This window comes from Paenibacillus motobuensis, from assembly GCF_039521865.1.
Classification (GTDB): domain Bacteria; phylum Bacillota; class Bacilli; order Paenibacillales; family Paenibacillaceae; genus Fontibacillus; species Fontibacillus motobuensis.
On the sequence record NZ_BAAACX010000014.1, the window covers coordinates 17,030 to 42,977 of the forward strand.

At 46.8% G+C, this 25,948-nt stretch carries 21 protein-coding genes; 9 read left to right on the forward strand and 12 right to left on the reverse strand.

Features of this window, described 5'->3' with window-relative positions; all coding sequences use genetic code 11:
- Positions 1–119 precede the first annotated feature (119 nt).
- A complete protein-coding gene (gene mprF / locus ABD014_RS15625; protein WP_343862741.1) occupies positions 120–2,828 on the forward strand; it encodes a bifunctional lysylphosphatidylglycerol flippase/synthetase MprF in 2,709 nt (902 codons plus the stop codon).
- A gap of 97 nt (positions 2,829–2,925) precedes the next feature.
- On the opposite strand, the gene ABD014_RS15630 is transcribed toward mprF, so the two are convergent.
- Positions 2,926–3,969: an HD-GYP domain-containing protein gene (locus ABD014_RS15630; protein WP_343862743.1), complete on the reverse strand. Its 1,044-nt coding sequence runs from the start codon at positions 3,967–3,969 to the stop codon at positions 2,926–2,928.
- A gap of 227 nt (positions 3,970–4,196) precedes the next feature.
- Between ABD014_RS15630 and ABD014_RS15635 the strand changes: the two genes are divergently transcribed.
- Genes ABD014_RS15635 through ABD014_RS15650 form a run of 4 tightly spaced genes read left to right on the forward strand, consistent with a single transcriptional unit; the run spans position 4,197 to position 8,342 of the window.
- Positions 4,197–5,786, forward strand: a complete 1,590-nt coding sequence (locus ABD014_RS15635) for a spore germination protein (protein ID WP_343862745.1) — start codon at positions 4,197–4,199, stop codon at positions 5,784–5,786.
- The gene (locus tag ABD014_RS15640) at positions 5,783–6,967 is read left to right on the forward strand and encodes a Ger(x)C family spore germination protein (RefSeq protein WP_343862747.1); all 1,185 of its coding nucleotides are present in this window, start codon (positions 5,783–5,785) and stop codon (positions 6,965–6,967) included. Before ABD014_RS15635 ends, ABD014_RS15640 begins: the two co-directional genes overlap by 4 nt.
- 28 nt (positions 6,968–6,995) lie before the next feature.
- Positions 6,996–7,217, forward strand: coding sequence for a hypothetical protein (locus ABD014_RS15645; protein ID WP_343862749.1), 222 nt, complete (start codon positions 6,996–6,998; stop codon positions 7,215–7,217).
- A gap of 21 nt (positions 7,218–7,238) precedes the next feature.
- Positions 7,239–8,342 (forward strand): GerAB/ArcD/ProY family transporter, encoded by a 1,104-nt coding sequence (locus tag ABD014_RS15650; RefSeq protein ID WP_343862751.1) that lies wholly within the window; start codon positions 7,239–7,241, stop codon positions 8,340–8,342.
- A 47-nt stretch (positions 8,343–8,389) separates the two neighbouring features.
- Here the strand turns inward: ABD014_RS15650 and ABD014_RS15655 are convergent, their stop codons facing one another.
- Both ABD014_RS15655 and ABD014_RS15660 read right to left on the reverse strand, forming a co-directional pair.
- Entirely contained in the window at positions 8,390–9,229 is an 840-nt protein-coding gene (locus ABD014_RS15655) for a prohibitin family protein (RefSeq protein ID WP_343862753.1), read from the reverse strand.
- Positions 9,230–9,314: 85 nt separating this feature from the next.
- Positions 9,315–10,097, reverse strand: a complete 783-nt coding sequence (locus tag ABD014_RS15660; protein ID WP_343862755.1) for an ABC transporter ATP-binding protein — start codon at positions 10,095–10,097, stop codon at positions 9,315–9,317.
- Positions 10,098–10,267: 170 nt separating this feature from the next.
- On the opposite strand from ABD014_RS15660, the gene ABD014_RS15665 reads away from it, so the two are divergent.
- On the forward strand, positions 10,268–11,101 hold the full coding sequence (locus ABD014_RS15665; protein WP_343862757.1) for a GNAT family N-acetyltransferase: 834 nt from the start codon (positions 10,268–10,270) through the stop codon (positions 11,099–11,101).
- Here ABD014_RS15665 and ABD014_RS15670 read toward each other — a convergent pair.
- Positions 11,098–12,816: an ABC transporter ATP-binding protein gene (locus ABD014_RS15670; RefSeq protein WP_343862760.1), complete on the reverse strand. Its 1,719-nt coding sequence runs from the start codon at positions 12,814–12,816 to the stop codon at positions 11,098–11,100. The genes ABD014_RS15665 and ABD014_RS15670 overlap by 4 nt on opposite strands.
- 241 nt (positions 12,817–13,057) lie before the next feature.
- Between ABD014_RS15670 and ABD014_RS15675 the strand changes: the two genes are divergently transcribed.
- Together ABD014_RS15675 and ABD014_RS15680 are read left to right on the forward strand one after the other, a co-directional pair.
- The gene (locus ABD014_RS15675) at positions 13,058–13,921 is read left to right on the forward strand and encodes a class I SAM-dependent methyltransferase (RefSeq protein ID WP_343862762.1); all 864 of its coding nucleotides are present in this window, start codon (positions 13,058–13,060) and stop codon (positions 13,919–13,921) included.
- The gene (locus ABD014_RS15680; protein WP_379341005.1) at positions 13,921–14,685 is read left to right on the forward strand and encodes an RluA family pseudouridine synthase; all 765 of its coding nucleotides are present in this window, start codon (positions 13,921–13,923) and stop codon (positions 14,683–14,685) included. The genes ABD014_RS15675 and ABD014_RS15680 overlap by 1 nt, the downstream gene beginning before the upstream one ends.
- Positions 14,686–14,781: 96 nt before the next feature.
- Here ABD014_RS15680 and ABD014_RS15685 read toward each other — a convergent pair whose 3' ends face one another.
- The 8 genes from ABD014_RS15685 to ABD014_RS15720 all read right to left on the reverse strand — a co-directional run bounded on the left by ABD014_RS15685 (position 14,782) and on the right by ABD014_RS15720 (position 24,933).
- Positions 14,782–15,483, reverse strand: a complete 702-nt coding sequence (locus ABD014_RS15685; protein WP_343862764.1) for a DinB family protein — start codon at positions 15,481–15,483, stop codon at positions 14,782–14,784.
- Between the two features lie 46 nt (positions 15,484–15,529).
- Positions 15,530–16,282: an alpha/beta fold hydrolase gene (locus ABD014_RS15690; protein ID WP_343862766.1), complete on the reverse strand. Its 753-nt coding sequence runs from the start codon at positions 16,280–16,282 to the stop codon at positions 15,530–15,532.
- 49 nt (positions 16,283–16,331) lie between these two features.
- Positions 16,332–16,781: a GyrI-like domain-containing protein gene (locus ABD014_RS15695; RefSeq protein WP_343862768.1), complete on the reverse strand. Its 450-nt coding sequence runs from the start codon at positions 16,779–16,781 to the stop codon at positions 16,332–16,334.
- Positions 16,782–16,815: 34 nt separating this feature from the next.
- Complete coding sequence (locus tag ABD014_RS15700; protein ID WP_343862770.1) at positions 16,816–17,157, reverse strand: GRAM domain-containing protein; 342 nt, start codon at positions 17,155–17,157, stop codon at positions 16,816–16,818.
- 230 nt (positions 17,158–17,387) lie between these two features.
- Entirely contained in the window at positions 17,388–19,280 is a 1,893-nt protein-coding gene (locus tag ABD014_RS15705; protein ID WP_343862772.1) for a cellulase family glycosylhydrolase, read from the reverse strand.
- Between the two features lie 63 nt (positions 19,281–19,343).
- Positions 19,344–21,773, reverse strand: coding sequence for a glycoside hydrolase family 6 protein (locus ABD014_RS15710; protein ID WP_343862775.1), 2,430 nt, complete (start codon positions 21,771–21,773; stop codon positions 19,344–19,346).
- 622 nt (positions 21,774–22,395) lie between these two features.
- On the reverse strand, positions 22,396–22,989 hold the full coding sequence (locus tag ABD014_RS15715) for a histidine phosphatase family protein (protein ID WP_343862777.1): 594 nt from the start codon (positions 22,987–22,989) through the stop codon (positions 22,396–22,398).
- Positions 22,990–23,121: 132 nt separating this feature from the next.
- Positions 23,122–24,933 (reverse strand): glycoside hydrolase family 30 protein, encoded by a 1,812-nt coding sequence (locus ABD014_RS15720; protein WP_343862779.1) that lies wholly within the window; start codon positions 24,931–24,933, stop codon positions 23,122–23,124.
- A gap of 269 nt (positions 24,934–25,202) precedes the next feature.
- On the opposite strand from ABD014_RS15720, the gene ABD014_RS15725 reads away from it, so the two are divergent.
- The gene (locus ABD014_RS15725) at positions 25,203–25,883 is read left to right on the forward strand and encodes a M50 family metallopeptidase (protein ID WP_343862847.1); all 681 of its coding nucleotides are present in this window, start codon (positions 25,203–25,205) and stop codon (positions 25,881–25,883) included.
- The last annotated feature ends 65 nt before the right edge of the window (positions 25,884–25,948 follow it).

Sequence of the window (25,948 nt, forward strand, 5' to 3'; positions counted from 1 at the left end):
TGCCTATTGGATCCATCCATAGCAACGCCTATTATGATCGGTGTGACGGCAATGTTTGACATATTCTTTCACCGGACACCATAATATAATTACTTATGTCATAGGGGAGCTTATTCAATATGCAGCGCATTCGAAGTCTCATCGATAGATTACAGATAAAAAAATGGATCTCCACCCTGTATCAAATTAAAGTACTTCGGCTCATTCCTCCGATCGTTATCATCGGTCTCGTATATTGGGAAGGGCAAAAGGAATTCCGCACGATTCATTGGGGCAAAACCTTGTACTACCTACGCCATATTCACCCAGAGACATTATTGTTCTTATTCTGCTTCTCCCTCATCGCAGTCTCGATCATGACCCTATATGACCTGTTAATCAGACGCCATTTCCAGCTTCCACTAAGCCGCTGGCAGACTTTCAGATATGGATGGATCGCGAATACCTCCAGCAACCTGCTAGGCTTCGCTGGTCTGACCGGAGCAGGTATCAGGACTGCGCTGCTACGCAGCCGCGGAACTTCGTACTCCACAATTGCCGCTGCTGTTGGTTTCCTATCGACCATCCCGTTTACCGGATTATCTTTGCTTGCCTGGTTCAATATTTTTGCTGTCTTCCCTGCCCGTCAAATTACAGAGGTTCATCACTGGCTCATATATGCAGTATGGGGTTCCGCTTTATATTTGCCGTTATTTGTACTTCTACAGCGAACGACGCTGTTCTCTAAATGGTTCAATCGCGACCGTGGACAAATGCAGTGGCGAACGATCTCCTCGGTCATTACCGTCTCTTTCATGGAGTGGTTGTTCGCAGGGCTCACTTTCTGGTTCATTTGCAGAGCTTTTTTCCCGAATCTATCCTTTAGTGCTATCTTCGGGATATACATATTAGCAGCAATTGCCGGTATGATCAGTATGGCGCCTAGCGGGATTGGCGGGTTCGATCTGACGGCCCTCCTTGGACTTCAACTGCTGGGGCATTCTCCTGAAAAAAGCGCAGTTGTACTTATTCTGTTCAGACTCCTGTATTACATTCTGCCTTGGTTGATCGGCCTTATTATGGCGGCCTTCGAGTTTTCACGGGATCGTAAGAAAGGCACTTCTCCTGTATCTAATGAATCTTCACAAATGTCGCCTGCAAAGAAGTCATTGGATGAGAGCGGTGAGGCGGCAAATGTCACAAATACATGGCTGAAGCTCCGCAGTTGGCCTGGCCCTCTCGGTTTCATCGGAGAAGTCAGCGCCTGGTCATTAAGCAAGCTTGTGTTCATCGCGGGTGCGCTGTTGATTCTATCGGCGGCTACTCCCGCCCTTCTATACCGGTTTCATTATATAGAGAATATTCTTTCATTACCGATTATGCGATTATCCCATCAGCTCAGCATCGTCATCGGCATTATGCTGATTGTGCTGTCGAGGGGAATATCACTGCGCGTCAAACGCGCTTATTCCTGGACACTGCTCCTGCTTTGTACCGGTGCTATCTTTACTTTTGCCAAGGCATTTGATTATGAAGAGGCCATCATTCTACTGCTCATCGCACTCTTACTTTGGATGTCCAGACAACAATTCTACAGATTGTCGGTTCCCCTAAGAAAATATCATATCATCGGTTGGATGATCATGACGGCATGTATTACTGGAGTTTATTACTTCATCGGGGCCAGTACACGCCCTTTTCTAAAGAAGCCTTTTCATTTTCACGTCGGCGAGCATGCGCCAAAGCTGCTCGGATCTAGTGCATTCATTCTCTCGGCAGTGAGTGGGCTGCTTCTTGCTTGGCTTCTGCTAACCCTTTATTACTTACTTCGTCCAAAGCAGCTGAATATGCCTAGCATTAGTAATACAGATCGTGCTAAATTAAGTGATTTCCTAGAGCGCTATCCTGGTAATATGCTTACCCATATGTTATTTGCGGGAGATAAGAGCTTCTTCTGGGCGATAGACAATCAGGTTCTGATCCCTTATGCGAAGATTCATAACAAGCTTGTCGTATTGGGAGATCCGCTAGGGCCAAGGGAAATGGTTAGCGAAGCTATCCAGCAATTTCAGAACTATGCTGACCAATATGCATTAGAGACTGTGTTCTATCAGACGACTCCTGACTATTTACCGCTCTACCATGAGAATGGGTACCGCTTCTTCAAGCTGGGCGAAGAAGCGCTAGTTGACTTGAGCAGCTTCACCTTGAGCGGCAAGCGAAATGCTGCTCTCAGAGCGGTTCACAACCGCTTCGAACGAGAGGGCTTCCGGTTCGAGATTGCATCTCCTCCCCATCAAGAGAAGCTGATGGAGAGGTTGAAATATATTTCAGATCAATGGCTTCGAGGGAAAAAAGAAAAAGGATTCTCGATCGGCTGGTTCGATGAGAATTACTTACAACTCGCTCCGCTTGCTCTGATTACCGATCAAGAAAATAAGGTTATCGCCTTCGCTTCCATCGCTCCTGTCTACGACCATGACGTTACTTTGTCCGTGGACCTCATGCGCCATCTTCCTGAAGTTCCAAATGGAACCATGGATCAACTGTTCATCAGTCTGTTCGAATTCGCTAGGGAACAAGGCTATTCTTGCTTCAATCTTGGGATGGCTCCGTTAGCTAGTGTTGGCAAGAGTCGCGCAGCGATGCGGGAAGAGAAGCTCGCGCATATTCTGTTCGAGCATGGCGAGAGTCTTTACGGATTTACTGGCCTCAGGAACTATAAAGAGAAATTTTCGCCCCGATGGGAGCCCCGATACCTGGCTTATCCGACAAACATATCTCTGCCTGTGCTGCTGCTCGAGTTGGTCAGCTTGGTATCACGCAAGCCACACAAACTGCGGAATTAAACTGAGCAGCTTCATCTAAAAATATGGAGCTGAAACCCTATAAACAACATCAAGGCCGCTGACCGGGAAATTCCGGCAGCGGCCTTGATGTTGTAAATTACATAAAAACATCTGTAATCTCGATATTCCGTTCCGTCGATAAATCGTAAAAATTCTGCTCGGATTGAACTAACGGTCTGAAGATATCCGAAGGGTTCGTCCATACAATGGTTGCGATCTCCCCGTTGCTGAGTCGTACCTTCTTACCAATAAAGTTGGGCATCAGATTACGGGTCAGTACTTGAACTACGCGTTCATTCAATACACCGAAACCAAGTTCATATATTTTCCGAAGCACCGTCAATAACGCAAGCTTGTTGCCGTTCTCATCCGGGGCGGTCATATCAACGTAAGCATTCGCTACCGCCACGATTTGAGCATACGGATGAATTTGATCTTTGTATAATCCGTGCGGATGTCCAGATCCATCATCTCTTTCATGATGCTGCAAAGCCGCCAAGGCGATCCGTTCATCAGACATCGAATCCCGGATAATCTCATAACCGTATCTCGTATGTTTTCGAAGCTCCACCTTCTCCTGATCGTTCAAAGGATGGGACTGATTGCGAATTTCCTGTGGTACCCTGCTCTTGCCTATATCATGCAAATATCCCGCTTTACTGACAGCTACACACTCTTGCTTAGAATAACCTAACCAATATGCGATGTAATAAGACAAGAGTCCTACTTGTAAGGAATGATTATAAATATTGACGTCATCTTGCCCGAAATAAATCAACAAGGACACGACATCCTTCTTCTCGTCTATCACCTCAAGCATGGGCTGAAGCTTGTCATCCACCATTGCTTGATTGAACTTCCCGGTAGTCAACGCCTCCAGGAAGATCGACTGGTACCCCTTGATCGTGAGCTCGAAGTTCTCTTGCAATCGGCTGGAGAATCCGCTGCGATCAAGCCCGAATAGAGCGGTTGAATCCACCCTTGGCTCGATATCGATATAGTCGATGCTCTGCCTGTACAGAAGAGCAATTTCTTCTTTATGTACGCTCGTTCCCTTCGCTAATACGTGGAGCCCGGCACGATTGAACAAATCGGATTGTAACCGGTCCCCGTCCTTGAGATCGGTAATATGCATTTTCATAAATATTCAGCCTCCTCTCGACAAATTTAGGCCTTCTTAGTCTGACGGATCTATTACGTATAGGTGTATGTAACTGAATCACAATAATCACGATACTTTGCACTATTAATATCGAATAAAAAGCGCTTTCTCTAAATAGTACTTAAGATTCATTTGCATAAAACTTCCTCTATTCGCGAACCTTATAGTCTGAACGGAAATTATTTTGGTTGAAAGGAGATGTTAACATGTGGCCCTGGGGACGCAAAAGACGCGTTCATGATCGCAATCCAAAATCATCACCTTCCAAAAGCGGACAACCTCCACGTACAGAATTGCCCGCCCTAAAGACGACCGACAAGCGCCTCAAACCACGTCTGGACTGGTTCAAGCAGCAATTTAACAATTGCTCGGACGTTATTTTTCGGGAATTTGAATTATCCTCCGGCGAGGGCTGTGCCATTATCTATCTCAATGGAATGATAGACCAGAACTCACTTCAACACTTCATATTGCACGATCTATTAGCTGATACATCGGACTCTTCAAATGTGTACAAGACTCTATTTGAACGCAGGTCCCTGTCTGTCTCGCACTATACTATTACTTCCGATCTGAACGAATGCCTAACCCATATCCTTAGTTCCTGCGCCTCCCTGCTCATCGATGGTGATAACCGTATGATCAATTTTGAAGTGGCCTCTTATCCGACTCGTTCCATCGAGGAGACACCGAATGAGTCCATTATCCGCGGTTCAAGGGAATCTTTCATCGAGGATCTGCCAACCAATCTAACCTTAATGCGTCGTCATTTGAAGTCACCGGCCCTCAAGACAGAGAGCGTTATTATCGGCAAGAAGACCCACACAAAAATAATCATCAGTTATATAGAGGGTGTATGCAAGCCAGAGCTCGTAGTCGAACTGAAACGCAGATTATCCTATATTGAGATAGATGGGATCGTAGGGACATTTTACATAGAAGAGTTCCTTAAGGACAACCCATATTCTCCGTTCCCTCAGATTGAATATACGGAAAGACCGGATACCGTTAGCGCCTCTCTGCTGGAGGGAAGGATAGCGATTATGATGGAAGGAACTCCTGTCTGCCTGCTTGCACCGGTTACTATGTCTATGTTGATGCAATCGCCGGACGATTATAATATGTGGTTCATCGCCGGTTCTATGATTCGACTGATCCGTTATTTCTTCTTGTTTGTCTCCTTGCTGCTGCCGTCTTTATACATTGCCATCGCTACATTTCATCCGCAGATGATCCCCTTTCCTCTACTGGTTACGATCGCTTCCTCCCGGGAGATTGTACCCTTTCCGGTTATCTATGAAGCGTTCATGATGGAGATCGCCTTTGAGGCATTGCGGGAAGCTTCGATTCGTATCCCGAAATCGATCGGTCAGGCGGTGTCTATTATCGGAGCGCTCATTATCGGCACGGCTGCGGTACAAGCCGGGATTGTATCAGCTGCTATGGTAATTATCGTCTCGTTAACTGGCATCGCCTCCTTCATTATCCCGCACTATGATCTTGGAATTGCAATTAGGGTACTGCGATTCCCTACCATGATTCTGGCATCCATGTTCGGACTTTACGGAATTGCCTGTGCTCTGATCTTTATCTACATTCACCTGGTCAATCTCAAGTCATTTGGAATTCCTTATCTATCTCCATTGACGCCGTTTATTGAGGAAGATCAGAGCGATACGTTAATAAGACTGCCTTGGACATCTATGCGTACCCGCTCTCCCCTAACCTCTAACAATCGCCACAGAGTTTCAAAGAATGCCCGTGGATGGGCCAAGCCAGAGGGTGAGAATGAATGAAGAAATGGCCAGCTAGGCTATGCTTTAGTGTGCCACTACTATGGTTAGTGCTTATGTTGAGCGGATGCTGGTCATCCACTGAATTGAGTAATAGGGTTTTCCCTACGATTATGACTGTCGATCTATTGAAGGATGGCAATTTGGAAGTCTCATTCGGCATTCCTCTCCCTAATCAGATGGTCCCGAGCCAGACCGGGGGCCAAAGCAAGGGTGGCGGAGAGCCGTTCACCTTCATTTCCAAAAAAGGTAAAGAGATGGGACAAATCTTGCGGGATCTTCAATTAGACACAACGAGGGATATCTTCTTCGGCCAGACCCGAGTCATTGTCGTTGGTAGTCGCTTCGCCGAGCAAGGGATGGATCCAGTTATTGATCTAGTTAGTCGGCAACCTAATTTCCATATTAGCGCCAATTTATTCGTAACCGAGGATACGGTCGAGGATATTAAAAATTCTCCTGCAGTAGGAGAACGCTTCATATCAACGGTCCTCACCAAGTTTATTGACGAACATCTAACACTCAATACAACGGTCAAGGACTTCTTAATGTCCAAGAATAAGAGCGGGGATATTCTAATACCACGGCTCAGCTTCAAAGAGCGTCTAAATAGCGATGTTGTAAATCCGGACAAACATCTCTGGGCTAGACCGGACGGGGCTGCATTGTTCAAGAATGGCAAAATGATCGCCGGTCGCCATCTAAACTCTGATGAGCTTAGGGGTGCTCTCTGGATCACATCACAAATTAATGATTCTATATCTTCTATCAAATCACCAACGGACAATAAAGAAATCACATTTAGAATTACTAATATTAAAACAAAGATAAAGCCTATACTCAAAAACAATCAAATCAGCTTTCAGGTCAAGAGCCAGGGAAGCGCGTATATCTTCTCATCCAACTCGAATCTTGATATCAAGAATAGTGAGGTGTTGATCAAACTGCGGGAAACATTAAATAAAGACCTGGCACAACTTATGCATCAAACATTTCAATCTACGAAACAGATAAAATGCGATGCTTTCCGGCTCAGCGACTACTTGGACTGGCGTTATCCGAAGGCATGGAGACAGATACAGCATCAATGGGATGACTATTATGCCGATCAACTGAAGATCGAAATCGATGTAGATATTACATTAAATCATACGGGGACTTACTATCGCTCTATAGAACGATAGAGAGAAAATTGAGCTGCGGAGGGAGGATATGGGCTGGATCGGATTCGTGTTTGTTCTGATTATCATCTTTGACTGGTTCAAACTGCGTAGCCTAAAGGCAAGTCTGAAGAAAAGAATTATCGGTCTATCGATAACAATCCTTCTACTGATCCTGATTGAACTGCAGTACGCATTCAAGGAGACGTACAACCTTTACACGGTGTTAGACTACATTGAAAATCACATCATTATAAAGCCGGGAAGAAAATAGCCTAGAAAAGGAGCAGCGAAAATGAAGAAAATTACTTCACTGCAGATTTTTACGTTGTACAGTATGTCCATGTATACGACTTTCGCAGCCTTTATTGAAAACACTCTGGCTGATACCAGCAAATATTCCTCTCTCCTTGCCTCACTAATAGGCCCACTTCTGGCCTGGCTGCTGATCTACCCTGCCTTGAAAGTAAGCAGGGCCAGACCAGATGAATTTGCTGTCGAATACGGGCATGAACTGGTCGGTAAATGGCTGCATACATTTTTTATGATTTTAATAATATTTGCCAATATCATGCTTAGCGCGATCAACATAAGACAAATGTCAAACTTCCTGCTCACAGAGTATTTAATCGGCACGCCATCCTGGGCTGTTCTCCTCACCTTCAGTCTGGCTATAGCTTATGCTGTCTATTCCGGGGTGTTTACGATATTCCGGGCTGCACAGGGCATTTTTCTACTTAGTGCCCTGTCCTATTTTATTCTTCCGTTTCTGGCTGCCGGTGAGCTACAGGTAGCGATATTACCGGCCTTCTTTACGCATCTTGAACCCGCCCATTTGGGGAATGGGATTTTTTTAAACATCGCCTTATTCGGCGAAATATCTTTCCTGTTCCTATTAATGCCTTATATAAAAACTCCGAAAAAAGCGCATAAAACGATACTGGCGGCGATTTTACTCTCAGTCTTTATGAATTTATCGCATCTATTCATTGTAATGTCCGCCTTCGGACCCGAGATCACGGCAAATTTGTCGTACCCCGATCTAGAAATAACGACCTTCATTTCGACCGGTTCATTCCTGCAAACAGGTGACCCGATTCTGATCATCCTGTGGCTAACGAGCTTATTTGTCAAAATATGCTTCACGGTCTTCATGACTACGTTCTGCATTTCACAGCTCACTAAGGTCAAGGATCATCGACCTTTTACACTGTCACTGACCGCCTTCATAACGATACTATCCATGATTATAATCAGGACTCAGACCGAACTGAATGATCTACATTCCTTCAAATTGCCCGGATTGCTAATCGTGTGTGAGATTCTAATTCCTATCATCTATTGGATCGCCTATCTGATTCGTAGTCGTTCCTCTAAGCCTGAGCAGCAGCAAACATAAAAATGCCGCCCAAAGAGGGCGGCATTTTGAAATTATACAAATGTAGGTTATTTGTTAGTTAACGATTGAATATCGATGAATGGCGTTGCTCCTCCTGTTACAGATGGAAGCTTCCCATCCCATTTCTCCAGCGCCTTCTCTTGAACTTCGATCTGCTTCAATTCGATGAGCTCTGGCGTAACTTCCTGCTTCTTCAGCTTAAGAGACTCCGCCTCGGCCTCAGCCTGGGCAACCTTCTGTTTGGCCTCTATCTCAACCCGCTTCAGATCATTGCTGGCTTTGAGTGCCTGTTGCTGAGCTACCTGCTTCGCTTCAATAGACTGATTGAAAGCATCGGAAAATTTAAAGTCGACGATGTTAATCTCATTGACGATAAGATCATACTTCGCGAGGCGGGCTGTCAGCAGCTCGCTAATCTCTCCAGCAACAACATCCCGCTTGGCAATCAGATCCTCGGCCTGATATCTCGCAGTGACCTCTTTTACAATCTCCTGTACGGCCGGGTTAATAATGATCGTGTCGAAGGACCCGCCGATATTATTCATTAGATTGTAGGCCGATTCCTTATTCACTGAATAGTTGACGGCAACATGTGTCGACACGGGCTGTAAATCCTTCGAGGAGGCCGTTGTATCCGTCTCCGCCTTGGTCACCTGGGTGTTCACTTGAATGACCGACTGAATGAACGGAATCTTGAAGTGGATCCCTGGGGACAACACCTCGCTATTCAATTTCCCAAATGTCTTATACAACCCAACATGGCCGAATTCTACCTGAGTGAAACTGCCCATTCCTATAATTCCAACAACGATAACCGTGATAATAAGGCCTGATAATCCACGCAGCTTGACTGTCTTCTTTGATCCAGGGTTTGTTCCCGCCTCCATTGACATCCCTCCGTCTATTCATATCTTGCCACATTACTAATAGTACGTTGCACCCTGGAAAAAGTAGCAAAATTTGCAACAGAGTTTATTTCCGCGACAGCCAGGCCCGTCCTTGATTCCAATTGAGATCAACCGGAATCTCGAAGAACTCGGACAATCGTTCACCATTCAGTACCTCCTGTGTCTTGCCCTGGGCGAAGATCTCCCCACGCCGAATCAATAAGGAATGGGAGAAGATCGGTAAAATTTCCTCCGTATGGTGTGTCACATAAATCATGCTTGGGGCATCAGGTTGCTTCGCCAGCTCACTGATACTGTCAAGCAGGCCTTCCTTCGATATAAAGTCAAGCCCATTTGCGGCTTCATCAAGAATAAGCAGACGCGGTGCCGCCATCAAAGCTCTGGCAATCAACAGCTTCTGCTTCTCACCTTGAGAACAGGTTTGGTATGTTCTATCCATGAGATGTCCACAGCGTAATTGCTCCATGAGGGCGGCTGCCTGCCCGAAATCAGCCTCCGTAGGCTTATCATAAAGACCGATTGAGGCGAATTTGCCACTTACAACGAGATTTTGTGCCTTCTCATTACCGTGCAGCCGTTCTTGCAGCGAAGAGCTGACCCATCCGATTGACTTACGTAATTCTCTTAGATCTATCTCACCAAATTTATGACCAAGTACACTGATCTGTCCGGTTGTCGGCCAGATGTAGCCGCAAAGTAAATTTAGAAGCGTGGTCTTGCCTGAGCCATTCAGGCCAAATAAAGCCCAGTGCTCTCCTTCCCGTACGTTCCAATCGATTTGCTGCAGCACCGTCTTCCCTTCACGCCGCCAGCTAACATCCTTCATCTCTACAACATTCTTCTCCATAGCTCCACCCTGCCTCTCCCCGTTTTTTGTATAATAATCCCAAGCTACTCTGCTGTGATGATTTTGTCAAGAATTTGATATATTCTGCAGAAGAACGAAAAACACGGATCCTTTCCGTTGCTATTTCTTTATTCCTTTACTAGAATACTAGCAAAGGATGGTAGATACATATGTTGAGACTAAATGTAGATGAATTGCAAGAGCTGCAGGTGATCTGTGAACAAAATGATCAGATCAGCCTCAAGCTGAATTGGGATATGCTGCTTAATCCGGAAGAAGACAACAGCCATCACCTCACAGAATATCGGGATGGACGGCTCATTGCCTTCTTAGGCAAGTATATCATCGGCGGAAATATGGAGATTTGCGGGATGGTACATCCTGATTATCGAAGACAAGGGATTTTCACAAGATTGCTGCAAAGTGGAATTACTAGAGAAGAAGCCGTAAGGTACTCTTCCATCTTGCTGAATACGCCTGCGGCATCTGCCTCAGGCCAAGCTTTCCTGAAGACTGTCAGCTGTCGCTATTCCTTCACCGAATACCAGATGCAATATGTTGTGGCGGAGAATAAACTCAGCAATGTGCGGCCAGGCATATCGCTTCGTCCTGCCACACCGGAAGATGCGGAATCGCTCAGTCAGCTGGACGCTGACGGCTTTCAGTGTGACTATGAACAGACGCTTCAGGATTATATCCGGTTGAGCCCGAAGGACATGGCCGAGAACGAACTGATCATTGCAGATGGCCAGACCGTCGGCAAAGTTCGCGTCACGAGGCTAGAAGACCGAAGCTGGATCTATGGCTTTGTCATCCACTCCCGTTATAGAGGCGAAGGGATCGGACGTGCTGTTCTAGAGCAAGTTATCGCTCGTGAGCATGCCGCCGGACACAGCATATGGCTGGATGTAGCCATAGAGAACCCGGCTGCCATGAAGCTCTATGAGACAGCCGGGTTTCAGTTGCGCTGCGCACAGGACTATTTTACTTATGATCGAACTTAAATAGCGCCAAATTGTGCCTGGTGCAGGCGGCTGTAATGGCCGCCTGCGGTCACGAGCTCCTGGTGACGCCCCTGCTCTGATATGCCCTCTTCCGTTACAACAACGATGCGATCGGCATTTTTGATCGTTGCCAGTCGATGCGCAATCACGAGCGTAGTTCTCCCTTCCGATAATTCGGCAAGAGATTGCTGGATCGCCAGCTCCGTCTCTGTATCCAGTGCCGAGGTGGCCTCGTCCAGGATCAGAATTGGAGGATTCTTCAGGAACATACGGGCAATAGCCAGACGCTGCTTCTGTCCGCCAGAGAGCTTGACGCCACGCTCACCAATTACAGTATTCATTCCCTCGGGTTGTGCTTCAATGAAATCCTCAAGCTGGGCGCGGCGCGCCGCCGTCCAAATCTCTTCGTCACTGGCCCCTAGTTTACCGTAAGCAATATTCTCGCGGATACTGCCGGAGAATAAATACACGTCTTGCTGGACGATCCCGATGTTGCGGCGTAATGAAGATAGGGTAACATCTCGGATGTCTGTGCCATCAACTGTAATCCGGCCCCCATCCACCTCATAGAACCGTGGCAGTAGACTGCACAAGGTTGTCTTACCGGCACCGGAAGGACCGACAAAGGCGATGGTCTCCCCAGCGTGAATATTCAGACTAATATGGTTCAACACTCTGTCTTTGCCGTCGTAACCAAAGCTCACATTCTGGAAGGCGATATCTCCCTTTAACTGACCCGCTTCCAATGCGTCCGTTCTATCCGCTACATCTGGCTCCGTATTCATAATCTCCATATAGCGCTTGAATCCGGCAATCCCTTTCGGATAACTTTCAATGATCGCATTGATCTTCTCGATCGGTCGAACGAAGACGTTAGCCAGAAGCAGGAATCCGACGAATTCCCCATAGGACAGCTCGCCGCGAATAACGAACCAGGTCCCGCAAATCATGACGAATAAAGAGACAAGCCGCATCAGCATATAGTTAACCGAGAAGCTACCGGCCATGATCTTATAGGCGCGTAGCTTCGTACGACGGTATAGACCGTTGTTCTCGGCGAACAGCTTCTTCTCATGCTCTTCATTGGCAAAAGCCTGAACGACACGAATGCCGCCAATGTTCTCTTCAACTCGAGAGTTAAAATCCGCCAGCGCCCCGAACAGCCCACGATAGGTTTTCGTCATCTGCCGATTGAAATGCAGTGCAGCCCAGACGAGAACGGGCACAACTAAGAAGGTCAACACAGCCAGCTTCCAATTGATCGATAGCATAAGCAGAAATGAACCGACCAAGGTCATACCCGCGATAAATACATCCTCCGGCCCGTGATGAGCGACCTCCCCGATATTATCGAGATCATTCGATAAGCGGGACATTAGGTGACCGGTCTTGTGATTGTCATAGAATTTGAAGCTCAGCTTCTGTAAGTGCTCGAACATGTTCTTACGCATATCCGTCTCGATGTTAACCCCTAGCATGTGTCCCCAGTAAGTAACAATATAGTTCAATACCGTGTTCAAAATATATATTCCGAGCAGCGCGGCACAGGCCATCGCGATTAGCGACCAGTCCTTGCCGGGAAGCAGCTTGTCCACGAATTGGTTGACTGCAATCGGGAATCCCAGCTCCAACAGCCCTGCGACGACAGCGCAGGTGAAGTCTAACAGGAACAGATTCTTATAAGGACGATAATATGAAAAAAAATCTCGAAGCATTTCGGCGTTCTCTCCAATCTGTCATGCAGGAAGCATTTTTTTGTAAAGATTATCATAGTTATGGGTCATTTCACAGTCCTAAGTCGGTTATAATTATTTATGGTTCGGTCAAGATTCGTCAATCAGTAGCATGGAGACCATTAAATAAGGTACAATAACTACCGAATGAATCGTCCCGGAGGTCTACTGGTGATCGGGAATTCAATGAACTACCTTGTCTTGGAAGGATGGATTATAGTAAATGTACGTTTCTAATGAATGGAATGACTATGAAGTTATCGATACAGGAAATGGAGAGAAGTTGGAGCGTTGGGGCGACGTAATTCTGCGCCGTCCAGATCCGCAAATTATCTGGCCGATCGCTAACGAGGATAAGACATGGCGGGATGTGCACGGACACTATCACCGCAGTTCTTCCGGCGGGGGCAGCTGGGAGATGAAGAAGCCGATTCCTGAACGCTGGACGATTTCTTTTGATCAGCTCAAATTTTATATTAAACCGACTAGCTTCAAGCATACGGGTCTCTTCCCGGAGCAAGCTGCCAACTGGCGCTGGATGATGGACAAGATCTCCAATGCGAAGCGCCCGATTAATGTACTTAATCTGTTCGCCTATACCGGCGGCGCTTCCGTCGCTTGCGCATCTGCTGGCGCTTCTGTCGTGCATGTCGATGCGGCAAAGGGAATGGTGCAATGGGCCAAGGAGAATCTCGCTCTATCTGGACTCGGCGATCGTCCTGTCCGTTTCATTACGGACGATGTATTCAAGTTCGTGCAACGCGAACAGCGGCGCGGCAATCGTTACGATGCGATCATCATGGACCCCCCTTCTTACGGCAGGGGACCATCGGGGGAGACGTGGAAGCTGGAACAGAGCCTGTATCCGTTCGTGGAATCCTGCTTGTCGATCCTGTCGGATAAGCCGTTGTTCTTCCTGATTAATTCCTATACAACAGGAATTTCACCAACGGTACTGAACAACATTTTAACGATGACTGTGAAGAAGCGGTACGGCGGACGTATCTCTGCTGGTGAGCTCGGTCTCCCGATTACGAAGTCCGGCATGAATCTGCCTTGCGGTATTCTAGGCCGCTGGGAGGAATAATGATGGAGCCTGCATTGTCTTGGACGACGGGACATCCAGCAATGAAAATTTTGTATGAGGACAATCATCTGCTCGGCATTGAGAAGCCTGTGAACATACCGACCCAAGAGGATGCTAGCGGAGATCCGGACTTATTAAATCTGCTGAGAGCAGATATTAAGGAGAGATATAATAAGCCCGGGAATGTATATCTAGGCCTTGTCCACCGACTGGATCGTCCAGTCGGCGGTGCCATGATCTTCGCGAAGACGTCCAAGGCTGCCTCGCGCCTCTCAGATGCTGTGCGTACCCGGAAATTCGCGAAGTCCTACGTTGCCATCGTTCATGGACAGCCACCGCAGCAGCTTGGACGCCTGATCGACACGCTGCTGAAGGATGAGCGGACCAATACGGTATCCGTCGTGGCCAAGGGGACGCCTGGCAGCAAGGAGGCAATTCTCGATTATCATGTGCTTGGCGTTTCAGCTGAGCACGAGCTGGCGTTGGTACAAATCGAGCTGCACACCGGGCGTCCACACCAAATCCGCGTGCAAATGAATCAGCTTGGCTGTCCGTTATATGGTGATCAGAAATACGGAGCACATATTAACAAGCCAGGCCAGCAAATCGCACTCTGGTCGCTGTACGTTGGATTCCCTCATCCAGTAACCAAGGAGCCTGTCGACCTTGTCTCCTCCCCCCCGTCCCAATTTCCATGGGATTTGTGGGATTCTCGGACGTATTCGCAGATTGCTGAGAACTTAGTCTCGAGCAGTAGTATGTAAATGCGTATAGACGCTTCTAAACCACGATATTATCAGGTAGAAGCGTCTTTTTATACATATTCACTACTAGCGGCAGATCCATTTCCTAACCATTCTTCATCCAAGTTCATTGTGTTTTTGCAGTTTCTCTTTTATCCGCACCGCTTTATTCAAATGCAGAAAAATATGTCGGGTCGCAGGCATCAGAATTAAACCACCTAGCCTTTTATTACCCCAATATTCAAGCAGCCATGATTCTTCCTGCTTAACAGCACCATTATCATTCAGCTTCTTGATTCTGTTCGGGTCAACCTTCTGGTTGAACTGTCCAGGCAGCATAGAGGCTGCGATCTCACGAGTCCTGTGCCCAACTTCAAGCCGATACGCTAGCAATGCAGAAAGATTTATTTTCGAACTCAAATCAGCAACTTCTTCCTCCGTCATCCCGTTCCCAGTGTGGATATAATTCACCTGCAGCCTATCTTTCCAATTCCCCATTTCGAAGACTTGATCCACATCGTTCAGAAGGACATTCATTGTCATATCCTCGATTCTGGTGATATGCCATAAATGCCAGGCAATGGAGTTCTTCGTACCCGGCACTTTCACAGGATAAGTGCGAAATGTATGCTCCGCCATCTGGTCTAATAAATGATCTTCTAACGTCGTTACACTCGAATGGTTCATTTGTGAAGAATGTAAAAGAGCGTGCTGATTCAGAAAAAGCTCAACTGCCTGCGAATGCTTTTCCTCCGCGAAGATCAGGCTCGTTAATTGCTTGTGATTCTCGTTCCAACGCTTTCTTTGCCCTAGGTCCATATGTACCCCACCTTCTAACCTAATATAAGAAATAGCTCTGACAAGCTTAGATTGAAGTTCGACTAAGAAACTGAAGGATCGAATCATTAACGAGCACCGGCTTCTCTTTAACTGTGTGTGGCCTATGGCTGCAATCGGAGATCACCAGATACTGCGACTCTTGAACGAGCGAGCTTAACTTCCGAATCTTCTCTTCTCCTGCAAAAGGATCATGTTCACCAGTAATGAACAAGGATGGGCAGCGAATCCCGCTTAACTGCTCCTCCGTCAACTGTGGATAATAACGCCATTCATGGGCCGATTGACGCATAAATTCCTGCCAATTTCCTCGGTGCGCTTCTTCATGTCTTTCGAGCATTTGTTCGATCAGCTCTTGCTGTCCGTGCCGGGCCAGCCACTCCGGCTCGAACTCCTCGACACCGGCGGGTTCAGCAAAGCCGCTTGTTCCAATCGTAACTATGGAGGCAACCCGCTCCGGGTGCTTAACAGCACAATACAGCGCTACATTCGCTCCTAAGCTATAGCCAATCAGATGGGCCTTAGGAATATGAAGCACATCCATGAAATTAATGATATCTTCAGCCAATATGGGAGAATTCCAATCCATACTCTCGCAACGTGTCCGGCCATGTCCTCTTAAGTCGGGATAATAACAAGTGTAACTCTTTTGGAAATCGAGCAGTTGGCTGGCAAAAGCCAGAATCCCCCGTGAATAGCTGCTATGTAAAAAAATGATCGGTTTTCCTGTACCGAGCTTCTCGTAAAACATCTGCAAATCTTGAACTCGTACGTGCGGCATACGCCTAACCTCCGACATTTGTATGATAGAGAAATATCCGTATCTTCGACTATACTTCCTTAATCGGAACAAACACATCGACTTTTCCCGGCCATTCGGGATCAGCAAATTGATATATTTCCAAAGCAAGAGCTGTTGGATTATGATCGATTTGATTGTCTTTGATGTAGGTATGGAGTACTTCATAGGGGTCAGTATCCGATCTCGTTGTCACATAATTACGCGCTGGAATCGTGAAACCGATCATCCCTTCCGGTATATCCTCAAGTGTACTAACTTCCATACAGTAGAAATAAGTAAACAATACCTCTGAGGCAAAGTGTGGGCACACGTATACTTCAGGATTGACAATATCTCTGATCTCATGCTTGCGCTCAAGGAACTGACGTTTTGCCTCCTCTATCCGGTTAGGATCATGGAATGAAAAGCTGGAAGTGACGGGGAACCCGACGAATTTCTTCTCTTCCAAATGCACTGTTTTAATCGGATTTTGACTCATTATACACTCCTCCTAAAATAGTTATTATAAATCTTTATAAGATCTTATTAGAATCTGGTGACATTCCGTAAACCCTGTACTGATTAATAAGTTCAATCAATTGAGCCCTTTTGTATACGACAAACTTGAATTCACTACCATAGCGATTCGTGATCTTGATGCCATTAGGTACTAGCCCCATCGTGTTCCGCTTCTCGACTCCGACTATGTCAGCCATATTGATCTCAATAGGTTCTGTCTGAATGTTGATCATATGCGGAGTGAACAGCAGCCTTTCATTGGTAATTGTTAATCTCCCCCCGACCGCTTCAACACTTTTAAATAGATTGGCCGGTATTCGTTCCTTCACTACATATTCCGACGGACTCAATTCCATATTTTTCACGCACCTCCGCATTGTTTTCATACCGAACCGACATATTTTGCGATTCGATCCTTAACTATCAGATTTCAACACTCTTTTCAGTTATATCATGCATTCCATATTTTGAGAATCACCCTATATAATGAAATTGACTTATTTAACCTGACATATAAATTGGGGCTATAAAATACAAAGAAAAGAACCGCCGAAGCGGTCCCTTTCCCAATTCAATATTATTCCTCTTAAGGCTCTACTCCCCATACCAACGTGCCATTCTGATACAAGGTTACCTTATTCCAATCAGCAAAGGCTGTCTTGGTTGGATCAAAGGAATAGTCATTCGTCTCATCGAAGTTCGACCAATCCGACTTGGCCATTCGCAGCTGAATTTCTCCCGTCTGGCCTCCTGCCTGGATTGAGCCTGCTGCAGAAGTAAAGCTGAGTTCAACATAAGTGTCGTTAAAGGTCCGTTGAATGTTAGCTACTCCGATGGACGCCCAATCGATCCAGGACTCCATGCTCTGTGAGCCATCCTTCGAGAAATAATATCGAAGCTTGAGATCACTTAAGTTTACAGCTGTTGTCCCGTTGTTCTTAATATTGAAGAAAGGCTTAATCTGGTTATCTGTTGCGTTAATATCACCAGCTCGATATTGTACAACTAGATTGCCAATAGGAGTAGATCCTCCTCCTGTTGGCGTAGCAGATACAGCAGCTGAATTTGCACTTTCACCTGCGGAATTTGCAGCACTAACTGCATAGTAATACACGGTTCCGTTCGTCAGCCCCTGGTCGGTATAAGACGTACCTGTAACTCCTGCAGCCACAGTCGTGTATGGGCCGCCGCTCGCCGTTGCTCTCTTCACATGATAAGTGCTCGCTCCAGCAGAAGCCGACCAACTGAGATTCACCTTGGCATCACCTGCCGTAGCCGTCAATCCGGTCGGAGCGGCAGGTACGGTCGTTCCCCCGCCTCCACCACTTAGCGGCTGCATAATCTTATCCAGCATCGTCTGCTTCGGTGCATTCCACGTAGTCCAGTCATCCAGCAGGAGCCCCCCCGTATCCCCGGAATTCGGGTTCAAGCACCAATAAGTCCAGTAAAGATTGTTCGCACCGATATAATCTACCAGTTTGTTCTGCCATTTGCCTTCGACACTAGTCAGATCAACACCGCGACCGCCAAATTCACCGACGATGACCGGAGCGATGTTCTGTTTGCTGATATATCCCCAGTACGCATCCCAAATCCCCGGCATATTATTGGGGAATGACGGATCTGAGAACCATGTCTGATTAGAGACGCCAGGACCATAATCATGGGCGGAATAGACAAGTTGATTCGGAACGTTCAGTCTCACTGGATAGTTGGCAACTCCCTTGAGATTGCCTCCCCACCAGTAGCTGTCACTGAAGCCCTGCACATTCTTCTCGATCCCTTCTACAATGATAAGCCAGTTCGGATTCACGGATAGAATCGCATTGCCAGCACGCTCAGCAGCGAGTCTCCAATCTGTTGCTTGATTCCCGGTCCCCCAGCTGGCTGTGCCGTGTGGCTCATTGTGCAGATCTCCACCGATAACGGTGTCATTTCCATTGTAACGAGTGGCCAGCATCTTCCAGTCATCGATCCAGCGTTGCTCCGAATAGGCGGAAGTGTACCAAAGCTCGGATTGTCCACTGGAATCGGGGCGATGACGATCCAGGAATATTTTCATTCCACGGGCGCCCGCTTTGTCAACCAGCTTATCCATGATCTGTATCGGAGTTAGACCGTTCAGATCCGGATTCTTCGCATAATCGATCCCGTTCGCGGCAGAACCTGAATCAAACATCTGGTTGCTATATGGAAGACGGATCAAATTGTAGCCGTGAGACTTCATCTGATCGAGTACATCATCCATAGATCTGGTCCACAAGCCATGGGGCGCATAATTCGCTGTCTCGAATCCGAACCAGTTAATCCCGTTGAACACGGCTGGCTTTCCAGCAGAATCGACGATCTTATTCCCTGATGTATGGTAATAATTAGCGGCAGCCTTAGCCTGCTGAGTTCCGGCACCCACTACGCCTAATCCCATAGCTCCAACAACCAGCGAACCGATCAAGAGAGTTTTAGCTAATATTTTGAACATTCATTCTCACCATCTTTCATGGATTCAACGAACTTGAATGAATATGAGATGGTCCAGGCTTCATTAAGGCTCAATTCCCCAGACCAGTACACCGTTCAGATATAGGGTTACATGATCCCAATCTGTGTAGGCTGTTTTTGTGGCGTCATAGGAATAATCATTGCTCTCGTCAAAATTGGACCAGTCCGCCTTCGACATCCGAAATTGAATATCCCCCGACTGCCCTCCTGCTGCAATAGATCCGGCTGCAGCGGTAAAGCCCAGCTCAATATAGGTGTCCGCATTTGTAGCCGATGCTGTACCAAAAGTACTATTAATATTAGCTGAGCCTACTTGGGCCCAATCGATCCAAGCATTAACGTCCTGATTACTATCCTTCGTGAAATAATAGCGAATTTTAAGGTCACTTAAGTTTATAGCAGAAGTGCCGTTATTCTTGATATTCAATTGAGGCTTAATCTGATTGTCAGTAGCGCTAGTGTCTCCAACCCGATATTGAAGAACCAGATTGGACGTTCCCGTTCCACCACCGCTTGGCGTTGCCGTCACCTGCGTGGAATTGGTGCTCTCGCCTGCGCTGTTCACTGCACTGACGACATAGTAGTACGGCGTGCCGTTCGTCAGACCCGTATTCGTATAGCTCGTCGCCGTTACTCCGCTCGCTACTGTCGTATATGGACCACCGCTTGTCGTTGCCCGCTTCACGTTATAGCCTGTCGCTCCGCTTGTAGCTGCCCAGCTCAGGGTTACTTGGGCATTCCCCGCTGTTGCGGTCAATCCTGCTGGTGCTGCTGGTACAGTCGCTGTCGCTTGCGGCGTTGCCGTCACCTGCGTAGAATTCACGCTCTCGCCTGCGCTGTTCACTGCACTAACGACGTAGTAGTACGGCGTGCCGTTCGTCAGCCCCGTATTCGTATAGCTCGTCGCCGTTACTCCGCTCGCTACTGTCGTATATGGGCCGCCGCTTGTCGTTGCTCGCTTCACGTTATAGCCTGTTGCTCCGCTTGTGGCCGCCCAGCTCAGGGTTACTTGGGCATTTCCTGCTGTTGCGGTCAATCCTGCTGGTGCAGAAGGAACCGTAGGTGTTCCACCGCCACTTGTTGGAATCGCCGGATATGCATTTTGGACCAGCTCTACGAATTGATTATGGAACCAGTGTCCGGATACGGGAGCATTTGGCAATGCGCCTGTCAATGTTCCATTGGCATTGGTGTAAGTTGGGTCACACATTCTATCGAAGCCTTTGCCTTCATTGTTCGGAATCTCCGAGCTCGAACCGTCCGATTCACCTGGCGGCTTCACCCATACAAAGGCATCGAGATGCGAGTTCGGATAACCTGCAGGTGCAGCTTGCGGTGGTTGGCCAATACCGGCACCGCTGACATTACACCAGTTGCCACGATGAAGACGTTTGTCGACACGTCCGGAATCAACATATGCATTAACAGTTGTACCGCTTGCGCTAGTTGGTCGGTTCGGTCCACCCCAGCCGTTCCGAGATGTATCAATCAGGAAGCCAATGCTGGATGGCCAGCCTTTGGCCACGAAGCCCGAATACAATGCAGCAGTGAAATCAGCTTCATCGAAATATGGATTCCACTCATAATAACTTGCTGATTTGATCTGATTGCCATTAATCGTCAAATTCGGATCAGGCAGATTCGGCTCCTCAAGTGGAGTTGTATTTGCTGTATTCGTAATAAATCCGTCCACACTGGCAAGTCCTGCAGCAGTCCCACTAACAACCGAGGTGAAGAGATCGATCGTCGGTTGACGGTTGCTGTCCCAGCCTAACCACCCGGAGTGGCCAATGTCCATGTAATTGTAAACATTAGGAATCGCATGCAGCTTATCGAGTGCATAACGTGTGGCATCCCGATAAATATTGCTGGAATTCGCTTGAGCACATCTGGAATCGCTCAGATTCGTCACCAGATTCGGCAGCGAATCAGGCTCGATAATGGCAACGATACGGATGCTGGAATATTTCGGATCTGCAAAAATCCCGGCAATTCGGTCAATATAATCTGTCTTATAAGTTTGCAAGCCAGCGGCTGTCAAAGGCAGCTCTCCATTGGAAGCCAAGGCGTGACAGTCCCGACCAGGCAAATTGTAGATTACAAATTGAGCAACGATAGGCGTATTTCCTTGCTTCTGAGCTAGTATTGCATCCATCGTCTGCTCCAGACTCTTCCGTCCGCCATTCTCTGCACCGCCATTAATCGCCGCGATGCGGTCTAGCCAGACGGCTGTTGGATATGATTTAACGGTCTCCATCTTGGCCTTCAAAGTGCTGTCGCTAACTTGAGCGATGGAAGTATCGATCAGCGCCGCGTAATCGGGATTCACATACATCGTTGCACCCAGGAACGGATTGTCGACATGCGCTTCAGCAGCATAACTCTTCTCTGCCCCAAAAGGCTGAAATAGCGTCAGCGCCAAAGCTGCAACTCCCGCAATCGCCACTAATCGTTTGAACAATTTCGAATTCATGGGATCACTCCTTAATTATTGATGGTTTGCGGTTCAATTCCTTACTAGCGTACCGTCCGGTACACCGTCACTTGTTCCAGTCAGCGGTCTGTGCCATGAAGGAATAATCGTCTGCTCTCATCCTTGAATTTATTTACTACCACCCCCTTTATTGGAGCGAAGGTTCGCTCCGGGCCTGTGTGACAAAAAATAAATAGTTGGCTAAAAGCTGTAGGTTCCTAACAAAGCTATATCTGGTACTCTATGAATCTTTGAATGTAGTGAAAAAGATTGCGCGGTTAAGGGCATCGTGTATTATTAGAATTGAATGAAAGTGTCGTCATGCGGAGTGTTGGTATCGTTTTCAATTAACATCGCTATTCTTTTGTAGGGTGGATGAAAAATTTCCTTCTAAACCTATGTGTTGGATAACAAAATAAAAAAAGATATTTATGTAATAAAAAGTAAAAACTTGGCACTTTAATATTATTGATCTTCGTGATATTTGTATAGTTGAAATTTTTCTGTAGCTTGGTTTAAAATCTTCTATTGCCAGGTACCCATAGCTGCACACAAAAATCCGCGCCTTCGCGCGGATTTCTTCTACTTCTGTATTTATTCTTAAGGAATACTACAACAGTGATCAGCGAATACGCTGTGCAACTCCCGTTAAATGTTGGGCACAATTAAAGAGCTCACAACTCCAATCGACTCCATTGCATTCTAATACAGTCACGGACGTATTAAGTATATGCTGGTTAATGTCCTGCTCAGGGACGAGGGCTTTAACTGTTAAAGCAATCAATGCCCCGTGACTAACAACTAGTATATTCCTGCCCGGATAAAGAGCTATGACCTCAGAAATAAACGAAGTGCCTCGACTAGAAATAGATGAATCTGCTTCTATCCCTAATTCTAGGTTCTCCCATTTCTCTCCCCATCTAGCAATTCTCTCCTCCAAGGTCGTACCTTCTGTCTTGCCTTTATGCATTTCTCTTAATCGCTGATCCGTATAAACTGGCAGTCCGATAACTGATGCAACAATTTCTGCTGTCTCCTTAGCCCGCGACAAATCGCTTGAGTAAATACAATCCCATCCTTCTTCCTTCATTCGCTCAGCCAACAGTTGTGCCTGAAGTCTTCCAGATTCATTGAGCGGAATATCGGACTGGCCCTGTGCCCGTCTCTCCTTATTCCATTCAGTAACCCCATGCCTTACAAAACCGATTCTAGTCAATGTTATACCTCCCATCTCAACTATCTTCATTAATATTCTCGTTACTAATATTAAGTTCCTCTCCTAATTTATTGGAGAAAAGAGAAAGAGAGCATGCACGATGCACACCCTCTTCAATGAATATTCTTACATCTACATAGCATATTTAATTGTCATCCGGGACACCTGCTTCTCCCAAGAATCACTGCCCGATAATTCGATCTTCAAATATTGTGTCCCCGGCGGTGGAAGCTCTGTAGAATAATAGGTCTTCTGATACCACTGGCTGCCGGTATAAACTCCCGGAGTGCTGGCATGAGCCAATTTCGTCCAATTCACCTGGTCGGAGGAAACATAGAAGGCTATGCCATCCCATACGCTGAACTGATACATATCTGCTCTTAAGGAAGTGATATTCGGAAGGTTATATACGAAGCTCTCCGTCGTTCCATTAAGACGCTTAACCCGAGATTTATCGCCATTAAAATAACCGCTATTGCTGGAATCCATCACAAGTCCACTCGTATGGGAGGATGTCTTGGACCAATCGTCCAACTCATCAACAAGTGTCTGCTCTTGAGGAGCTGGTGCTGAGCCTTTCTGCCCGACAAAAGTTACGACGCTACGGGCTGGGATAATGGTCTGGAATTTGCCATTGGTAGCCGCTACAGCAGGCCCCTGGGCCAGATTCAATTGATCATCGGTCGTGTACGGGGTCAACGTCCCAAATGTAAAGCCGTTCGGAACCAGATTCACCTCTGCAGTCGCATCACCGCTATTGACCGCCACAATCGTGAACTTATCTGTAGCAGGATCTTTGTAAGCTGAGAAGTATACATTGGATTTAGGATTCTCGGTCGCACCGATCCGCACATATCCTGGTTTAATAAATTTGCTGAAATTCCCGAGTGTATAATAGCGCTTCGTCATCTTATAAGTACTGGTATCTTTATCAACATTAATCAATCCTTCATCATTGTCGCCGGGGATCGCCCCTGTCCAATACATCCAGGCATTGACCCCCGCCTTCGTCATAAAGTCATGGGTTTGCTTCGCGAATTTGAGACCGGAGTTGATGCTAGGATCATAGGAATCCACTTTAGAAACTTCAGTCATCCATACTTTTTTGCCTTTGGAGACAGCTGTGGAGAACGGCGTAGTCGGAAGCTCCAAATTCAGGATCGGGATCGGGTAGTTATGTCCACCAACGATGTCCAGTCTCTCGGCCGAAGCAGGATCATTTAACGAATCCTTGATCAGATCCTCAGACCACCAGGAAGATTCACCGGCGATTACTTTCGTCTGGGACACGCCTTCATTAATCATCGCCTGCTTCAAATAATCCTTCAGGAACACCTGGAAGTTCGTTGAGTTCCACTCCGATGAATCCCAGGTGAGGAAGGTCATTGAATTCGGTTCATTGGCGATGGAGACAGCGTACAAGTCAAGATCAAATTGCTGTTTGTACTCTTTAATGAATTTGGACATCAGAAGCGCATAGTCGCCGTAATTCTCCTGCTTCAGATATCCGCCATGCGTCGTTGAATTGTTGGTTTTCATCCAAGCCGGAGGACTCCATGTCGATGCGACCAGCTTGTCGACACCTCTTGCCTTGGCTTGCTGCATAACCCAAACCTGATCTGGTCTTACGGTAAAATCAAATTGACCCGGTGCTGGATTGAATTCGGCGAATAAAGCACCCCTAAGAATAGACAATCCGATTCCTTGATCCTGCGTAAATAAGAGATCCATAATTTCGCTCCTCGCCGGCTCCTGCAGATCATATATCGCACCTGACCATCCAGCCTGGGAGACACCAAAACCGTCGATTTCCTGCTTTACGTCATTCCAATTGATGCTGACATCCGCAGCTGCGGCATGCGTGGTAAGCGGCATCGTCATTACTGTCAGAAGCAAAGTGCTCATTACGGCGGCCATTAGCTTTCTAACCATTTTTGTCCTCATTTCAAAACCACCTTTGATTTAGAATGATGTGACTAAAATGCTTACGCGCCGATTATAAACGGACAACGGGAATGGAGACTACTATTATTGTGACCTTATTCTAGCATTTTGGTGACTTCTTGATTTCTATACTGCTAGGAAGAAGGGATAACGAAAATCCAGTCGCATTTTGCATATTTTCCCTTATAATAATTAGTATCCGCGTATTTGTTTGCTATCTTAAATCATCTAAGCTTATGAAAGGATCCTCTATGAAAAATAAGTACGCTATGAATAAATGGCTTAAGGCATTGTTGTTTCTGCTAGGCGCTGCATTTCTGACCAGGTTGATTCCGTTCTCCGGCTGGTTTCGTATTCTCGATACGATGTTTCATGAGCTTGGCCATGCCCTGCTGACGTTGATCATGTCCGGAAGCGTACTGCGCATTGAGCTTAATCCGGATCATAGTGGAGTGACTTATTCCTTATTGCAGCCAGGCTGGAGCCAGATCACCGTCTCCCTTGCTGGTTACATCGTTTCCTCCTTATGTTCTATCGTCATGTTCTACGGCTATTACAAGCAGAAGCAAGCAGCTGGACTCATCGTGATCAGCTCGCTGGCCTTGATTACCATTGTATTATTTGTGCATTCGGGCTATGGGCTATGGTGGCTCCTCATTTTCATCCTATTAAATGTACTGATTTACTTCTTAGGAGAACGGGTTCGTAATTTCTATTACTTGCTGCTGGCCTTTCTCTGTCTTGAAGAATCAGTCGTAGGTCCAATCTTCCTGCTGGCGCAATCTATCATTAGCCCTAGTCAAGCGGGTGACGCGACCAATCTGGCCAATATGACAATCCTTCCTTCGGTTGTGTGGGCTCTACTGTTCGTACTCATCGCATGCATCTGCGCAAGATTAGCGCTACAATTTTATTGGAAAAGCAGCAGCCGGACCACGAGCAGAAAGTAACATCAATGTAGCAGGAATAGAACAATACAATCGAATTACGATTCCTGCTCTTCAGTAAGAAAGCC

What these genes read in the sequence shown, in the direction of transcription:
- ABD014_RS15680 (WP_379341005.1), top strand. Translation starts at nt 13,921, where the DNA reads ATGATGGAGCCTGCATTGTCTTGGACGACGGGACATCCAGCAATGAAA.
- mprF (WP_343862741.1), top strand. Translation starts at nt 120, where the DNA reads ATGCAGCGCATTCGAAGTCTCATCGATAGATTACAGATAAAAAAATGG.
- ABD014_RS15725 (WP_343862847.1), top strand. Translation starts at nt 25,203, where the DNA reads ATGAATAAATGGCTTAAGGCATTGTTGTTTCTGCTAGGCGCTGCATTT.
- ABD014_RS15665 (WP_343862757.1), top strand. Translation starts at nt 10,268, where the DNA reads ATGTTGAGACTAAATGTAGATGAATTGCAAGAGCTGCAGGTGATCTGT.
- ABD014_RS15650 (WP_343862751.1), top strand. Translation starts at nt 7,239, where the DNA reads ATGAAGAAAATTACTTCACTGCAGATTTTTACGTTGTACAGTATGTCC.
- ABD014_RS15690 (WP_343862766.1), bottom strand. Translation starts at nt 16,282, where the DNA reads ATGCCGCACGTACGAGTTCAAGATTTGCAGATGTTTTACGAGAAGCTC.
- ABD014_RS15710 (WP_343862775.1), bottom strand. Translation starts at nt 21,773, where the DNA reads ATGAATTCGAAATTGTTCAAACGATTAGTGGCGATTGCGGGAGTTGCA.
- ABD014_RS15705 (WP_343862772.1), bottom strand. Translation starts at nt 19,280, where the DNA reads ATGTTCAAAATATTAGCTAAAACTCTCTTGATCGGTTCGCTGGTTGTT.
- ABD014_RS15660 (WP_343862755.1), bottom strand. Translation starts at nt 10,097, where the DNA reads ATGGAGAAGAATGTTGTAGAGATGAAGGATGTTAGCTGGCGGCGTGAA.
- ABD014_RS15670 (WP_343862760.1), bottom strand. Translation starts at nt 12,816, where the DNA reads ATGCTTCGAGATTTTTTTTCATATTATCGTCCTTATAAGAATCTGTTC.
- ABD014_RS15695 (WP_343862768.1), bottom strand. Translation starts at nt 16,781, where the DNA reads ATGAGTCAAAATCCGATTAAAACAGTGCATTTGGAAGAGAAGAAATTC.
- ABD014_RS15685 (WP_343862764.1), bottom strand. Translation starts at nt 15,483, where the DNA reads ATGGACCTAGGGCAAAGAAAGCGTTGGAACGAGAATCACAAGCAATTA.
- ABD014_RS15655 (WP_343862753.1), bottom strand. Translation starts at nt 9,229, where the DNA reads ATGGAGGCGGGAACAAACCCTGGATCAAAGAAGACAGTCAAGCTGCGT.
- ABD014_RS15675 (WP_343862762.1), top strand. Translation starts at nt 13,058, where the DNA reads ATGTACGTTTCTAATGAATGGAATGACTATGAAGTTATCGATACAGGA.
- ABD014_RS15630 (WP_343862743.1), bottom strand. Translation starts at nt 3,969, where the DNA reads ATGAAAATGCATATTACCGATCTCAAGGACGGGGACCGGTTACAATCC.
- ABD014_RS15720 (WP_343862779.1), bottom strand. Translation starts at nt 24,933, where the DNA reads ATGAGGACAAAAATGGTTAGAAAGCTAATGGCCGCCGTAATGAGCACT.
- ABD014_RS15635 (WP_343862745.1), top strand. Translation starts at nt 4,197, where the DNA reads ATGTGGCCCTGGGGACGCAAAAGACGCGTTCATGATCGCAATCCAAAA.
- ABD014_RS15640 (WP_343862747.1), top strand. Translation starts at nt 5,783, where the DNA reads ATGAAGAAATGGCCAGCTAGGCTATGCTTTAGTGTGCCACTACTATGG.
- ABD014_RS15645 (WP_343862749.1), top strand. Translation starts at nt 6,996, where the DNA reads ATGGGCTGGATCGGATTCGTGTTTGTTCTGATTATCATCTTTGACTGG.
- ABD014_RS15700 (WP_343862770.1), bottom strand. Translation starts at nt 17,157, where the DNA reads ATGGAATTGAGTCCGTCGGAATATGTAGTGAAGGAACGAATACCGGCC.